We start from the raw sequence: 13,847 nt of genomic DNA, 5'->3' as shown, positions 1-13,847 counted from the left end.
AGCGGACATCGGACTGTCGCAGGTGGCCCTCGCCCGGGCCGCAGGTCTGCAGCAGTCCGACCTCGCCGCGATCGAGACCGGCGCACGACGAGCGGCCCCGAGCTGCTCGAGCGGATCCTGCGGGCGGCGCGACTGCGGCCCTCGGTGGCTCTCGAGCTCCTCGCCGACCAGGTGCGAGAAGTGGCCGGCGAACACGGGCTCTCCGACGTGCGGGTGTTCGGTTCGACGGTCAGGGGCACCGATCACGAGCGGAGCGACGTCGATCTGCTCGTCAGAGCCGACGTCGCGGTCGACTATCTGGGGCTGGCGGCCTTTCGCGGACAGGCGGAGGAACTGCTCGGCTTCCCGGTGGACGTCGTCATCGACGACTCCGACGACGACATCGTCCGCGCCATCCGGCGAGAGGCGGTGCCGCTGTGAGCGGTTTCTCCGCCCGCCCGAGACGCAGCGGGGACGATGTCGAGAAGACGCGTCGCCTCATCGCCGAGGTCGATCACCTCTCGTCCCGCCTGGCAAGGTCCGCCCGCGACGGCCGGGAGGCGTTCCTCGCTGCGGAGTCCGACAGCCGCGACGTCGCCGCGCTCGCCCTGATCAACCTTGCGGACCTCGTGCATCGCAATCTGCCCGACGAGATCGTGTCGACGCTGCCCGCCCTCGACGTGACGGGCCTGCGCGCGACCAGGAACATCGCCGCGCGCAACTACGGCGCGCTCGACAGCGACCGACTCTGGACGACGGTCACCGCGCACGCGCCGACACTGCTGGCGACGATCCGCTCGGCCTTCACCCGCGTCTGATCCGCTCTCGCGTACGCGAAAGGCCCCTCGCCCATACGGGTCGAGGGGCCTTTCGCGGTGAGCGGGACTCTAGAAGTCCCAGTCCTCGTCCTCGGTGTTCACGGCCTTGCCGATCACGTAGGAGGAGCCGGAGCCCGAGAAGAAGTCGTGGTTCTCGTCGGCGTTGGGCGAGAGGGCCGACAGGATCGCGGGGTTCACGTCGGTGACCTGCTTGGGGAACATGGGCTCGTAGCCGAGGTTCATCAGCGCCTTGTTGGCGTTGTAGTGCAGGAACTTCTTGACGTCCTCGGTCAGGCCGAGCTGGTCGTAGAGGTCCTGCGTGTACTGCGCCTCGTTGTCGTAGAGCTCGTAGAGCAGCGAGAACGTGTAGTCCTTGATCTCGTCGCGCTTGGCCTGGTCGACCAGCTCGAGTCCCTTCTGGAACTTGTAGCCGATGTAGTAGCCGTGCACGGCCTCGTCGCGGATGATCAGGCGCACGAGGTCGGCCGTGTTGGTGAGCTTGGCGCGCGAGGACCAGTACATCGGCAGGTAGAAGCCCGAGTAGAAGAGGAACGACTCGAGCAGCGTCGAGGCGACCTTCCGCTTCAGCGGGTCGTCGCCTCGGTAGTAGTCCATGACGATGGACGCCTTCTTCTGCAGGTTCGGGTTCTCGACCGACCAGCGGAACGCCTCGTCGATGTCCTGCGTGTTCGAGAGCGTCGAGAACACGGACGAGTACGACTTCGCGTGCACCGACTCCATGAACGCGATGTTCGTGTAGACGGCCTCCTCGTGCGGCGTGAGCGCATCGGGGATCAGCGAGACCGCGCCGACCGTGCCCTGGATGGTGTCGAGCAGGGTCAGGCCCGTGAACACGCGCATCGTGAGCTGCTGCTCGTCGTGGGTGAGCGTGTTCCACGACTGGATGTCGTTGGACAGCGGCACCTTCTCGGGCAGCCAGAAGTTGCTCGTGAGGCGGTTCCAGACCTCCACGTCCTTGTCGTCCTGGATCTTGTTCCAGTTGATGGCGTTGACGTGGCTGACCAGCTTGAGCTTCTCAGGGGGAGTCATGATCTCTTCTTCGTGCAATGAGGGGTGCGAGTCGGGTGGGCTGTGGACGCTACAGCATGCAGCTGACGCAGCCGTCGACCTCCGTGCCCTCCAGCGCGAGCTGGCGGAGACGGATGTAGTAGATCGTCTTGATGCCCTTGCGCCAGGCGTAGATCTGCGCGCGGTTGATGTCGCGGGTGGTCGCGGTGTCCTTGAAGAACAGCGTGAGCGAGAGTCCCTGGTCGACGTGCTGCGTCGCCGCGGCGTAGGTGTCGATGATCTTCTCGTAGCCGATCTCGTACGCGTCCTGGTAGTACTCCAGGTTGTCGTTCGTCATGAACGGCGCCGGGTAGTAGACGCGGCCGAGCTTGCCCTCCTTGCGGATCTCGATCTTCGACGCGATCGGGTGGATCGAGGACGTCGAGTTGTTGATGTACGAGATCGAGCCGGTCGGCGGGACGGCCTGCAGGTTCTGGTTGTAGATGCCGTGCTCCATGACCGACGCCTTGAGCGCGCGCCAGTCGTCCTGCGTGGGGACGGCGATGCCGGCCTCGGCGAAGAGGCGGGCGACGCGCTCGGTCGAGGGTGCCCACTCCTTCTCGGTGTAGGTGTCGAAGAACTCGCCCGAGGCGTACTTCGAATCGGCGAAGCCCTCGAAGGTGGTGCCGCGCTCGATCGAGATCCGGTTGGAGGCGCGCAGGGCGTGGAAGACGACCGAGTAGAAGTAGATGTTCGTGAAGTCGATGCCCTCCTCGGATCCGTAGTGGATCCGCTCGCGGGCGAGGTAGCCGTGCAGGTTCATCTGGCCGAGGCCGATGGCGTGCGACTTGTCGTTGCCGTCCTCGATCGAGCGCACCGAGGTGATGTGCGACTGGTCGGACACCGAGGTGAGGCCGCGGATAGCGGTCTCGATGGTGCGGCCGAAGTCGGGCGAGTCCATCGTCAGCGCGATGTTGAGCGAGCCGAGGTTGCACGAGATGTCCTTGCCGATGGTGGCGTAGGACAGGTCCTCGTTGTAGGTCGTGGGGGTGTTGACCTGGAGGATCTCGGAGCAGAGGTTCGACATGTTGATGCGGCCCTTGATCGGGTTCGCCTTGTTCACCGTGTCCTCGAACACGATGTAGGGGTAGCCCGACTCGAACTGGATCTCGGCGATGGTCTGGAAGAACTCGCGCGCCGAGATCTTGGTCTTCTTGATGCGCGGGTCGTCGACCATCTCGCGGTACTTGTCCGAGATCGATACGTCGCCGAAGGGCACGCCGTAGACGCGCTCGACGTCGTACGGGGAGAAGAGGTACATGTCCTCGTTGTTCTTCGCGAGCTCGAACGTGATGTCGGGCACGACGACTCCGAGGGAGAGCGTCTTGATGCGGATCTTCTCGTCGGCGTTCTCGCGCTTGGTGTCGAGGAAGCGCAGGATGTCGGGGTGGTGCGCCGAGAGGTACACCGCTCCGGCGCCCTGGCGCGCGCCGAGCTGGTTCGCGTAGCTGAAGCTGTCCTCGAGGAGCTTCATCACGGGGATGATGCCCGAGGACTGGTTCTCGATCTGCTTGATCGGGGCGCCGGCCTCGCGGATGTTCGAGAGCGAGAGGGCGACTCCGCCGCCGCGCTTGGACAGCTGGAGGGCGGAGTTGATGCCGCGGGCGATCGACTCCATGTTGTCCTCGATGCGCAGGAGGAAGCACGAGACGAGCTCGCCGCGCTGGGCCTTGCCGGTGTTGAGGAAGGTCGGGGTGGCGGGCTGGAAGCGGCCGGCCACGATCTCCTCGACGAGGGCGATCGCGAGCTTCTCGTCGCCCTGGGCGAGGCCGAGGGCGGTCATCACGACGCGGTCCTCGAAGCGCTCGAGGTAGCGCTTCCCGTCGAACGTCTTCAGCGTGTACGAGGTGTAGTACTTGAAGGCGCCGAGGAAGGTCGCGAAACGGAACTTCTTCGAGTAGGCCAGGTCGTTGAGCTCCTGGATGAAGTCGAACGAGTACTGGTCGAGCACGGCCTGCTCGTAGTACTCCTTCTCGACCAGGTAGTCGAGGCGCTCCTTGAGCGTGTGGAAGAACACCGTGTTCTGGTTGACGTGCTGCAGGAAGTACTCGCGAGCCGCCTCGCGGTCCTTGTCGAACTGGATCTCTCCGCTCGGGCCGTAGAGGTTCAGCATCGCGTTGAGCGAGTGGTAGTCCATCTGTGCGGCGTCGCGGGGGGCGTCGATCACTGCTGCGTCCAAAACGTGTCCAATCCTTCGTCGACGGCGCGGACGTCGTCAGGGGTTCCGAATACTTCGAAGCGGTAGAGGTGCGGCACCGTGCACTTGCGCGCGATGATGTCGCCGGCGAGGCAGTAGGCCTCGCCGAAGTTCGTGTTGCCGGCGCCGATGACGCCGCGGAGCAGGGAGCGGTTGCGCGGTTCGTTCAGGAAGCGGATGACCTGCTTGGGGACCGCTCCCCCGTCGATGCCGCCGCCGTAGGTCGGGAGCACGAGCACGTAGGGCTCCTCGACGCGGAGCGTCTCGGCCTTGGCTCCGTCGCGGTGCGAGTGCAGCGGGATCCGCTGCGCAGGGCGCCCCAGCTTCTCGATGAAGCGGTGCGTGTTGCCCGAGCTGCTCGAGAAGTAGACGAGTGCACTCACGTCGCGCTCCTCCCCCGGGTGCCTGCTCGGCGTCGTGACGGTCGGTTCGGATCCTTCAGCCTTGCGACTCGGATCCTCCGCCGGCCCGGGGCAGAACCTGCCCACCCGGACCGACGGAGCATGGCGCCCGCACCGATGAGAGGCGCGGGCGGCGGAGCGATCAGGCTCCGAGCGTCGCGATCTTGTCGGGGCGGAAGCCGCTCCAGTGGTCGTCGTCGGTGATCACGACGGGGGCCTGCAGGTAGCCCAGCGCCTTGACGGCCTCGAGCGCCTTCTCGTCGACGGAGAGGTCGAACACCTCGTAGTCGATGCCCTTGTTGTCGAGAGCGCGGTACGTCGCGGTGCACTGCACGCAGGAGGGCTTGGTGTAGACCGTCACAGCCATGGGGTCGTCCTTTCCGGAGGAGGTGTCCCGGGGCCGCTCGCCTGCTCGGCACCGGAGGGCCGGGCGGGCGGGAGGCGGTCGTGGGGAGTGGATCGTGGGAGGCATCGGGTGCCGGCGGGGGTGCGCCCCGACCTGCTCAGCAATACTACATATAGGGGGGCGCCTGGCGGGAGCACACTAGGGCTAGTAGTTACATTCGTGTAGTTATCCACCGTTCCCCGCCCGTTCATCCACAGGGCGGCGGCGCGCGACCCGCGGATTCTCGCGGTTCGAAGGGAGTTATCCACCGCTGTGGACAGACGAAACGGGTTCCCTGGGTACAACGTCGACCGGCGTGTCGGCATGCCCGACATGCCGGGCTCCGAGGGCGCACCGACCACTACATCTAGCGGTCGACGCTCGCTCCGGGCCATGCTCCGACGCTACGCCCGACCACCGACACCGGGCGGGCGCGGGAGCCGCCTCCGCTCAGCTGCGGCGAGGCTCAGCTGCGACGAGGCTCAGCTGCGGCGAGCCAGCTCGCGCGCGGCGGCGCGCAGGTGAGGCAGCGGGTCGGCGATGGCCGCGGCGGCGGAACCGGCCGCCTCCGTCAGCGACACCGCCCCGGCGAACGCGGTCGTCGGCGCCTGGATCGCGCCGGCGACGAGCAGCGCCCGCGCGCCGGCCGCCTCAGCGAGTCCGAGCAGGTAGGAGGGCACCTTGCCCGCCATCGACTGCGCATCGAAGCGCCCCTCGCCCGTGATCACCACATCGGCGCCGCGGACCAGCGCCGGGAGCCCGAGCGCCTCTCCGACGGCCGCCGAGCCGGGGGCGAGCCGTGCGCCCCACGCGAGGAGCCCGAAGCCGGTCCCGCCCGCGGCGCCCGTGCCCGCCTCCTCCGGGTCGGCGTCGAGGTGGGCGGCCAGGTGGCGCAGCCCGTCATCGAGCCGCAGCACGTCGTCGAGGCTCGCGCCCTTCTGCGGGCCGAAGACGTGCGCGGCTCCGGAGTCGCCGAGCAGCGGGTTCGTGACGTCGCTCAGGATGCGCGCGCCGCCGCTCGGCACGGGCCGGAGCGCGTGGAGGTCGACCGCCGCGAGCTCGTGCAGCGCGCCGCCTCCGTCGCCGAGGTCGTGCCCCGCGACGGTGACGAAGCGGGCGCCGAGCTCGCGCAGGGCGCCGACGCCGCCGTCGGTCGACGAGCTGCCGCCGATGGCGAGCAGGAGGGAGCGCGCGCCGGCGTCGAGGGCCGCCGCGATCGCGCGCCCGAAGCCGCGGGTGTGGGCGGTGAGCGGTCGGAGCGGGTCGAGCAGCGTGATCCCGCTGGCCGAGGCGAGCTCGATCACCGCGGTGCCGTCGGGCAGCAGCAGCCACGCGGTCTCGACCGGACGGTCGTCGGGGCCGGTGACCGTGATCGTGCGGCGTCGCGCCTCCGGGACAGCGACCTCGAACGCGTCGACCGTGCCCTCGCCGCCGTCGGCCATCGGCGCGAGCACGAGCTCGTCGCCGGGCCTCACCTCGCGCCAGCCGGCGGCGAGCGCCTCCGCCACCTCGACGGCGGTCGCCGACCCCTTGAACGAGTCGGGGGCGATGACGATGCGGAGGGCTGCACTGCTCATGCGCCCCAGTGTGCCAGGGCGTGCAGCGGCCCGCCCGCCTCGGCGGTCGCCGCGAGCAGTGCGATGAATGGTCGCGGGTCGGGGTCCGCGCACGACCCAGAGCCCACATCGCGCCGCCTCGCGTGACGCCTGTGGAGAACCGGAACGGGAACGAGGGCCGATCGGGCAGGCTGGCGCGATGCCCCGGCCCGCACCTCTCCCTTCTGCACTCACGGGGCGGGCGTTCTCGGTGGCGGAGGCGACAGCAGCGGGCGTCAGCACCGAGCGGCTTCGCGCGAGCGACCTGGAAGCTCCCTTCCGAGGCGTACGTGTACCGAGAGGCCAGGCGGTGACCGTGGAGCAGCGCGCCCGCGCGTACGCGACCGTCATGCAGCGCTCGCTGTTCTGCGGAGTCACGGCCGCGAGACTCTGGCCGCTCGATCTGCCTGCAGGGCGTCCGGACGAGTCGCTCCACGTCGCAGTGAGGCCTCCTGCGCACGCCCCGCGAGGCCGGGGTGTCGCCGGTCACTCGATCGCCGATCCGGAGTTGCGCGGCGTCCGGCGGGGCGGTCTCCTCCTCGCCGACGGGGCGAGCGTGTTCGTGCAGCTCGCCTCCGTCCTCTCGCTGGAGGATCTCGTCGCAGTCGGCGATGCCCTCGTGCTCGCGCCGGTCCGTTCTCGAGCGGAGGATCCGCGCCCGTGGGTACCGCTGCGCGAGCTGCGGAGTCGGGTCGGCGCCCACGACGGGCGTGGCGCCCGCGTGGCTCGGCAGGCACTCGCCCTCGTCCGCGAGGGTGCGGAGTCGCGTCGAGAGACCCTCCTGCGTCTCGTCCTCCTGTCGGCCAGCCTCCCGGCACCGGAGCTGAACGTCGAGGTCGTCGACGCGGCCGGACTGATCGGGCGCATCGACCTCCTCTACCCACGGTGGAAGGTCGCCGTCGAGTACGAGGGCGACCACCACCGCACGGACCGTGCGCAGTGGGATCGCGACCTCCTCCGCTACGAGCGGCTGGTCGCGGCCGGGTGGACGCCGGTGAGGATCGCCGGCACCTCGTTCGACGGCGACCCGGTCGCCTGCGCGGACCGTGTCCGCCGGGCCCTTGTCGCGGGCGGCTGGCAGGCCTCCGCGTGACCGCCGGTGCGGCTTCCGCCCCATGACCCGAGTGGACCCGCGCAGAGCCTGGCCGCCGTATCGACGCCCATCGCGCGTCCACTCGCAGACCGGCTCTGCCGCGAACAGACGCCTGCCGGTGGGTGAATGCCCGGTACACCCCGTTCGACGTCCACTCGAGGCGATCCGGGGACCAGGGCCCCGCGCCCAGTCGGCGAACGGACGCCAACGGGGCCGAGCGCTCGCACCGCTCCCACTGAGCTGAGCGCGGGCAGCGGCTACGGAGTCGCGAGGCGGTAGCCGCGCTTGATGACGGTGGCGACGACGCGCGGTTCCGGCAGGGCCTGACGCAGGCGGCTGATGGCGACGTCGACGGCGTGGTCGTCGAGGGCTTCTGGGGCGGAGGCGGCGAGCACGTGTCGGGCGACGGTCGCGCCCTCGGCGGCGACGAGGGTGCGGAACAGCGCGAGGGCGACCGGGGTCAGGGCGACGCGGGTGCCGGCGAGGATCGCGTGACGGCCGCGGAGCTCGAGCGGACCGTGGACGGTGTCGATGCGGGGGGCGGACTGCTCGAGGTGCTCGCAGAGGAGGCGGATGAGGGCGCCCATCCGGAAGCGGTCGGGCACGATCGGCAGGATCTGCGCCTCGACGAGGGGGGCGGCCGTGACCGGGCCGACGGCGGCGGCGGCGACGACGGTCTCGCGGAAGGCGGCCTGGAGGGCGTCGAGCCGGCCGGCCGCCTCCGCGACGGTGAAGAGGGCGTCGACGGCGGGAGCGCTGGTGAAGGTGACGGCATCGATCCCGCCTCCGCAGACCGCGTCGATCAGGCGGAGGACGCGCGCGGAGTCCTCGTGCGCGGTCCAGCGGTAGGGGGCGACGGTCAGCACGGTCGCGCCCGCACGGGTCAGCCGCTCGAGCTGCGCAGGGTCGGTGAAACCGTGCAGCTGGACGGCGATCGTGCGGCCCTCGACGCCCTCGCGCAGGGCCAGGTCGACGAGGGAGGTGGTGGTCTCGCGCTCGCTCATGCCGTGGTCGTCCAGACCGGCGGCGCGGATCGCTCCGCGCGCCTTGGGTCCGCGGACGAGGATGCGCGCCGACGACAGGGCGTCGGTGAGCTCCAGGCCCGCGGCATCGGCCGCCTCGAGCCAGCGGCGGAGTCCGTAGGAGGTGGTGGCGAGCAGCACGTCGGGCCGGCCGGCGATGATCGCGCGGGTCTCGTCCTCGAGGACTCCCTCGGTGTCGACGGCGCGCATCCGGATCGTCGGGGCGTGGGTGACGTCGGCACCGCGGCGCTCGAAGGCCGCGATCAGGTCCTCGGAGCGGCGGTCGGACGTGACTCCGATGCGGAAGCCGTCGAGCTGGTCGGGGCGGAAGCCCGGGGAGGGGTCGAGGTCGGTCATCGTCGGCCCGCCTCCGGCTCTCACGTGGTCAGGGCATCGACCGCGCGGGCGATGCTCTCGGGATCCCCAGCATCATCGCACGCGGCCTGCCGTACGACCTCGCCGATGACGATGACCGCGGGCGAGCGCGGGGCGAGGTCGGGGAGCAGCCCGAGGACGCCTCCGACCGACGTGATCGTGGTGCGCTGGTCGCGCGACCAGCCGCGCTCGACGATCGCGAGCGGCATGTCGGCCGTCATCCCGGCGCGCTGCAGCCCCGCGACGAGGTGCGGGAGGGTGTTCACGCCCATCAGGACGACCAGCGTGCCGCCGAGGCCGGCCAGGTGGCCGAGCTCCTCCTCACTGAAGGGGGCGTGGCCCGAGACCACGGTGAAGGCACGGCTCACCTCGCGGTGGGTGACGGGGATGCCCGCGGCGGCCGGCACCGAGATCGCGCTGGTGACTCCCGGGACGATCGTGAACGGGACGCCGGCGGCCCGGCACGCGCGGACCTCCTCCGACCCGCGGCCGAAGACGAAGGGGTCGCCGCCCTTCAGCCGCACGACGTCGAGGCCGTCGAGGGCGCGCGCGACCATCAGCCGCTCGATCTCGTGCTGCGGGACCGCGTGGTGGCCGGGGGTCTTGCCCACGTCGATGAGCTCGGCGCCGGGGGCCCACTCGGCGAGTCCGTCGTGCGGGCCGAGGCGGTCGAAGAGCACGACGTCGGCCTCGCGGAGGGCGCGGTGCGCGGCGAGCGTCATCAGCTCGGGGTCGCCCGGCCCGCCGCCGACGATGCTGACGTGGCCGACGGACCGGTGCGCGGCGGGTGCCTCGTCGACGATCCAGATCCCGTGACGACCGACGAGAGCGCGGAGGGAGGCGGAGCCCTCGACCCACACCACCAGGTCCGGGCGCCAGGCGAGGTCCAGCCACTCCTGGGCCCGGGAGACGACGGCGCCCGCTGCGCGGTAGCGGGCCAGCACGCGGCGCGCTCCGGGGGCGGTGCCCACCACGAGGACGCGGCGGCCGGTGAGATCGAGTGAGAGCTGCATCACGCCTCCGTCACGGACACGGCGGGCGTGACGATGCTCAGCCCGCCCGGCCCGATCGGGATCGTCGTGCCCGCCACGAGCACCGGACCGTCGGGACGCTCGTCGCGCCCCGCCGGCCGCGACTGGCCGCGCTCGCGCACGGTCGCCACCCGCGGATCCGCGGTGTCGGGCGCGTTCACGAACGAGCGGAACCGCCGGAGCCGGTCGGGATCGGCGAGGGTCGCCGCCCACTCGTCGACGTAGGTGTCCACGTGCGTCGCCATGGCGGCCTCCAGTTCGGCGGCGATCCCGAGGGAGTCGGCGCAGACGACGTCGCGCACGTGCTCGAGCCCGCCGGGGAGCTCCTCCTGCCAGCGCGCGGTGCGCTGCAGGCGCTCGGCCGTGCGGACGTAGTACATCACGTAGCGGTCGATGTAGCGCACGAGCGTCTCATCGTCGAGATCCTGTGCGAGCAGCTGCGCGTGCGCGGGCTGATAGCCGCCGTTGCCGCCGACGTAGAGGTTCCAGCCGGCGTCGGAGGCGATCACGCCGATGTCCTTGCCGCGCGCCTCCGCGCACTCGCGGGCGCAGCCGCTGACTCCGAGCTTGAACTTGTGCGGCGAGCGCAGGCCCCGGTAGCGCTCCTCGAGGAACACCGCCATGCCGACCGCGTCCTGCACGCCGTACCGGCACCAGGTCGAGCCGACGCACGACTTCACCGTGCGCAGCGACTTGCCGTAGGCCTGCCCCGACTCGAAGCCGGCGTCCACGAGCAGCCGCCAGATCTCGGGGAGCTGCTCGAGGCGGGCGCCGAACATGTCGATCCGCTGGCCGCCCGTGATCTTGGTGTAGAGCCCGTACTGCTCGGCGACCTCGGCGATCACCTTGAGCTTCGCGGGCGTGATCTCACCTCCCGGGATGCGCGGGACGACCGAGTAGGTGCCGTCCTTCTGCATGTTCGCGAGGGCGCGGTCGTTGGTGTCCTGCAGCGGCGCCTGACCGGCGTCGAGGATGTAGGCGTTGGTCTGGGTCGCGAGCACGGAGGCGATCACGGGCTTGCAGACGTCGCAGCCGAGCCCGGAGCCGAAGCGCTCCATCACCTGCTCGGCCGAGTGGAGGCCGAGGATGCGGACCGACTCGAAGAGCTCGCTGCGGCTGAGCGCCACGTGCTCGCAGAGAGCGCGCGACACCTCCACCCCGGCGCGGGTCAACTCGGTGTCGAGCAGCTTCTTGACCAGCGGCACGCACGAGCCGCACTGGGTGCCGGCGCGGGTGCAGGCCTTGAGCGGGCCGAGCTCGGTGCAGCCCTCGCCGATCGCATGGCGGACATCGCCGACCGACACGTTGTTGCAGGAGCAGAGCTGGGCGTCGTCGGGCAGGTCGCCGGACGGCGCCTCGGCCCCGGCCGCCGCGAGATACGCGCTCGGCTCGGCGGGCAGCTCGCGACCGAGCAGCGGGCGCAGGGAGGAGTACGGACCTGCGTCGCCGACGAACATGCCTCCGAGCAGGGTGCGCGCATCGTCCGACACCACGATCTTCTGGTAGAGCCCGCGCGCCGGATCGGCGTAGACGACCTCGAGCGCGCCCCCGCCGGCCCCGAGGGCATCGCCGAAGCTCGCGACCTCGACGCCCGAGAGCTTGAGCTTCGTCGCGTCGTCGACGCCGGGGAAGGTCGCATCGCCGCCGAGGAGGCGGTCGGCCACGACCTCGGCCATCGCGTTGGCGGGCGCGACGAGTCCGACGGTGCGGCCGTCGATCGCCGCGACCTCGCCGATCGCCCAGACGTGCGGGCGGCTGGTGCGGCAGGCCTCGTCGACCACGACGCCTCCGCGGGGCGCGACCTCGATGCCGACCGCGCGGGCCAGCTCGTCGCGGGCGGTGATGCCGATCGAGAAGACGACGAGGTCGGCGCTGATGCTGCTGCCGTCGGTCATGGCGACTCCGAGCACCGTGCCGATCGGCGAGGTGAGCACGGCGGTGGGGCGGGTGCCGAGGTGCAGCGTGACGCCCTGCGCGGTGATGATGCGGCCGAGGGCCTGGCCCGCTCCCTCGTCGAGCTGCGCGCTCATCAGCCAGCGGCCGGAGTGGATGAGCGCCGTGCGCGCGCCGAGCCGGTGCGCGCCTCCCGCGGCCTCGAGCCCCAGGAGTCCGCCGCCGACCACGACCACGTTGGCCGGGCGGCCCCTGCGGAGGCGGAACGCGGCCAGGTCGGCGACGAGCGAGTCGACGTCCTCGAGAGTGCGGTAGACGCGGCCGTGCTCGGCGCCCTCGATCGGCGGCACGGTGGCGGAGGAGCCGGTGGCGAGCACGATCTCGTCGCCGTCGAACACCCGCCCGTCGGCGAGCTCGATGCGGATGGCCTCGGGGTCGATCGCGACGACGCGGGAGGAGGCGACCAGGCGGGCCGACTCCCACAGCGCCCCGTCGCCCAGAGTGAGGTCGACGGCGCCCTCGAGGCGCTTCGAGAGCGCGACGCGGTCGTAGGGGCGGTGCGCCTCCTCGCCGAAGACCGTGATGTCGAGCGGCTCGGCGGCCCGCGCGACGAGCGCGTCGACGAGGCGGTGCGCGGCGGGGCCTGCACCGACGACGAGCACGCGCCGGGGTGCTGCGGGGATCGCTCCTGGAGTCATGCACCCCACCGTAGGCACGGGCCGTTTCGAGGCCGTTGCCCCGACGTAACGCCGTGTGACCGGCGCCTCACGGTCGGCATCGGCCACCGTGAGAGGTTCGTTACGCAGGTGACACCGACGGCGTGCTCCCGCGAAACGTGGCGTCTCTACCGTGGCCTCACCGCCTCCGATCGGATGCGGGCACCCGACCCCCGAGAGGAGGCGCGACGATGACCGCACTCGTCCTCGCTCCGGTCACCACCTGGGCTCCGGTCTGCAACCGGCTCGAGCTCGAGCCGCTCTGGGGCGAGGCCGCCCTCGTCGGCGGCGTGCAGCTCGCGCTGTTCCTCCTCCCCGACGGCCGCGTCTTCGCCGTCTCGAACCTCGACCCCGCGACCGGAGCCGCTGTGCTCTCCCGCGGCATCGTCGGATCCCGCAGCGTCGACGGCGTGCAGCGGCCGACGATCGCGTCGCCGCTGCACAAGGACGTCTTCGACCTCGAGACGGGCCGCTGCTACACGAAGGAGCAGCTGCACCTCGCGACCTGGAGCGTCCGCGAGGTCGACGGAGTGATCGAGGTGGCCCAGCGCACCGCGCTCGTCGCCGCCTCGCACGGCACCTCGGACGACGACGGACGCGTCGCCGTGGCCGCTCTCGTCGAGGCCGTGCGCCGGGCGAATCCCGCCGTCGACGTCCTCGACTCGTTCGTCGACGTGCAGCAGCCGGACGTCCCCGCGACCCTGGGCACTCTCGAGCCCGGGCGCGCAGCGGTCGTCGTGCCGCTCCTGCTCTCGGCCGGCTATCACGTGCACGTCGACCTCGCCGAGGCGGCGTCGGAGGCCGAGCGGCCCGTCCGCGTCTCGGGTGCCCTCGGCCCCGACCCGCGGCTCGCCCGCGTCCTCGCCCGGCGCCTGCACGAGGCCGGCCTCGCCGACGGCGACCGCGTCGTGCTCGCCGCCGCCGGCTCGAGCGACGCCGGCGCCGTCGCCGACTGCTGGACCACGGGCCGCCTCCTCGCCGCCGAGCTCGGCCGCGACGTCAGCGTCTCGTTCATCTCCGCCGCCGACCCGCGGGTCCCGGAGGCGGTCGCCGCCGAGCGCGCCGCGCACCCGGGGTCCCGGGTCGTCGTCGCCACCTACCTGCTCGCGCCCGGATACTTCGCCGGCCTCGCGGCCGCGGCCGGCGCCGACCTGACCTCGGCACCCCTGCTCACCGCCGTCGACCCGCCGGCACGCGAGCTGGTCGACATCGTCTCGGAGCTGTTCGGCCGCAACGCCTGAGCCTCCTCCCGCACCACCACCGCACCACCTCCC

The 13,847-nt window shown here is 71.4% G+C and carries 12 protein-coding genes; 4 read left to right on the top strand and 8 right to left on the bottom strand.

The window, feature by feature from the left end; translation table 11 throughout:
* Nucleotides 1-180 precede the first annotated feature (180 nt).
* Complete coding sequence (locus tag ASG06_RS19545) at nucleotides 181-420, top strand: nucleotidyltransferase family protein (protein ID WP_231727676.1); 240 nt, start codon at nucleotides 181-183, stop codon at nucleotides 418-420.
* Nucleotides 417-797 (top strand): HepT-like ribonuclease domain-containing protein, encoded by a 381-nt coding sequence (locus ASG06_RS10385; protein WP_056041727.1) that lies wholly within the window; start codon nucleotides 417-419, stop codon nucleotides 795-797. Before ASG06_RS19545 ends, ASG06_RS10385 begins: the two co-directional genes overlap by 4 nt.
* Nucleotides 798-866: 69 nt before the next feature.
* Here the strand turns inward: ASG06_RS10385 and nrdF are convergent, their stop codons facing one another.
* The 5 genes from nrdF to ASG06_RS10360 form a co-directional block, all read right to left on the bottom strand.
* Complete coding sequence (nrdF, locus tag ASG06_RS10380; RefSeq protein ID WP_056041725.1) at nucleotides 867-1,847, bottom strand: class 1b ribonucleoside-diphosphate reductase subunit beta; 981 nt, start codon at nucleotides 1,845-1,847, stop codon at nucleotides 867-869.
* 49 nt (nucleotides 1,848-1,896) lie between these two features.
* Nucleotides 1,897-4,002, bottom strand: a complete 2,106-nt coding sequence (nrdE, locus tag ASG06_RS10375; RefSeq protein WP_056042545.1) for a class 1b ribonucleoside-diphosphate reductase subunit alpha — start codon at nucleotides 4,000-4,002, stop codon at nucleotides 1,897-1,899.
* Between the two features lie 26 nt (nucleotides 4,003-4,028).
* Nucleotides 4,029-4,445, bottom strand: coding sequence for a class Ib ribonucleoside-diphosphate reductase assembly flavoprotein NrdI (gene nrdI / locus ASG06_RS10370; RefSeq protein ID WP_056041724.1), 417 nt, complete (start codon nucleotides 4,443-4,445; stop codon nucleotides 4,029-4,031).
* Between the two features lie 160 nt (nucleotides 4,446-4,605).
* Nucleotides 4,606-4,830 (bottom strand): glutaredoxin-like protein NrdH, encoded by a 225-nt coding sequence (gene nrdH, locus ASG06_RS10365; protein ID WP_056041722.1) that lies wholly within the window; start codon nucleotides 4,828-4,830, stop codon nucleotides 4,606-4,608.
* 500 nt (nucleotides 4,831-5,330) lie between these two features.
* A complete protein-coding gene (locus ASG06_RS10360; RefSeq protein WP_056041719.1) occupies nucleotides 5,331-6,425 on the bottom strand; it encodes a glycerate kinase in 1,095 nt (364 codons plus the stop codon).
* Nucleotides 6,426-6,753: 328 nt separating this feature from the next.
* Between ASG06_RS10360 and ASG06_RS10355 the strand changes: the two genes are divergently transcribed.
* On the top strand, nucleotides 6,754-7,536 hold the full coding sequence (locus ASG06_RS10355; RefSeq protein ID WP_056041717.1) for a hypothetical protein: 783 nt from the start codon (nucleotides 6,754-6,756) through the stop codon (nucleotides 7,534-7,536).
* Between the two features lie 257 nt (nucleotides 7,537-7,793).
* Here the strand turns inward: ASG06_RS10355 and ASG06_RS10350 are convergent, their stop codons facing one another.
* From ASG06_RS10350 to nirB, 3 genes are read right to left on the bottom strand one after another with little or no spacing between them, the layout of a single operon-like run.
* On the bottom strand, nucleotides 7,794-8,915 hold the full coding sequence (locus ASG06_RS10350; RefSeq protein ID WP_056041715.1) for a uroporphyrinogen-III synthase: 1,122 nt from the start codon (nucleotides 8,913-8,915) through the stop codon (nucleotides 7,794-7,796).
* Between the two features lie 20 nt (nucleotides 8,916-8,935).
* Nucleotides 8,936-9,946: a uroporphyrinogen-III C-methyltransferase gene (gene cobA / locus ASG06_RS10345; protein ID WP_056041713.1), complete on the bottom strand. Its 1,011-nt coding sequence runs from the start codon at nucleotides 9,944-9,946 to the stop codon at nucleotides 8,936-8,938.
* On the bottom strand, nucleotides 9,946-12,555 hold the full coding sequence (nirB, locus tag ASG06_RS10340) for a nitrite reductase large subunit NirB (RefSeq protein ID WP_056041711.1): 2,610 nt from the start codon (nucleotides 12,553-12,555) through the stop codon (nucleotides 9,946-9,948). Before nirB ends, cobA begins: the two co-directional genes overlap by 1 nt.
* 209 nt (nucleotides 12,556-12,764) lie before the next feature.
* Here nirB and nirD point away from each other — a divergent pair, with 209 nt between their 5' ends.
* Nucleotides 12,765-13,814 (top strand): nitrite reductase small subunit NirD, encoded by a 1,050-nt coding sequence (gene nirD, locus ASG06_RS10335; protein WP_082499120.1) that lies wholly within the window; start codon nucleotides 12,765-12,767, stop codon nucleotides 13,812-13,814.
* Nucleotides 13,815-13,847 lie beyond the last annotated feature (33 nt).

Origin of the sequence: Rathayibacter sp. Leaf185 (assembly GCF_001423885.1) — a bacterium.
Classification (GTDB): domain Bacteria; phylum Actinomycetota; class Actinomycetes; order Actinomycetales; family Microbacteriaceae; genus Rathayibacter.
Note: the sequence above shows the minus strand (reverse complement) of the source record. Positions and strands in the feature narration are given on the sequence as shown.

What these genes read in the sequence shown, in the direction of transcription:
- nrdF (WP_056041725.1), bottom strand. Translation starts at nt 1,847, where the DNA reads ATGACTCCCCCTGAGAAGCTCAAGCTGGTCAGCCACGTCAACGCCATC.
- nrdE (WP_056042545.1), bottom strand. Translation starts at nt 4,002, where the DNA reads ATGGACTACCACTCGCTCAACGCGATGCTGAACCTCTACGGCCCGAGC.
- nrdH (WP_056041722.1), bottom strand. Translation starts at nt 4,830, where the DNA reads ATGGCTGTGACGGTCTACACCAAGCCCTCCTGCGTGCAGTGCACCGCG.
- ASG06_RS10360 (WP_056041719.1), bottom strand. Translation starts at nt 6,425, where the DNA reads ATGAGCAGTGCAGCCCTCCGCATCGTCATCGCCCCCGACTCGTTCAAG.
- ASG06_RS10350 (WP_056041715.1), bottom strand. Translation starts at nt 8,915, where the DNA reads ATGACCGACCTCGACCCCTCCCCGGGCTTCCGCCCCGACCAGCTCGAC.
- cobA (WP_056041713.1), bottom strand. Translation starts at nt 9,946, where the DNA reads ATGCAGCTCTCACTCGATCTCACCGGCCGCCGCGTCCTCGTGGTGGGC.
- nirB (WP_056041711.1), bottom strand. Translation starts at nt 12,555, where the DNA reads ATGACTCCAGGAGCGATCCCCGCAGCACCCCGGCGCGTGCTCGTCGTC.
- nirD (WP_082499120.1), top strand. Translation starts at nt 12,765, where the DNA reads ATGACCGCACTCGTCCTCGCTCCGGTCACCACCTGGGCTCCGGTCTGC.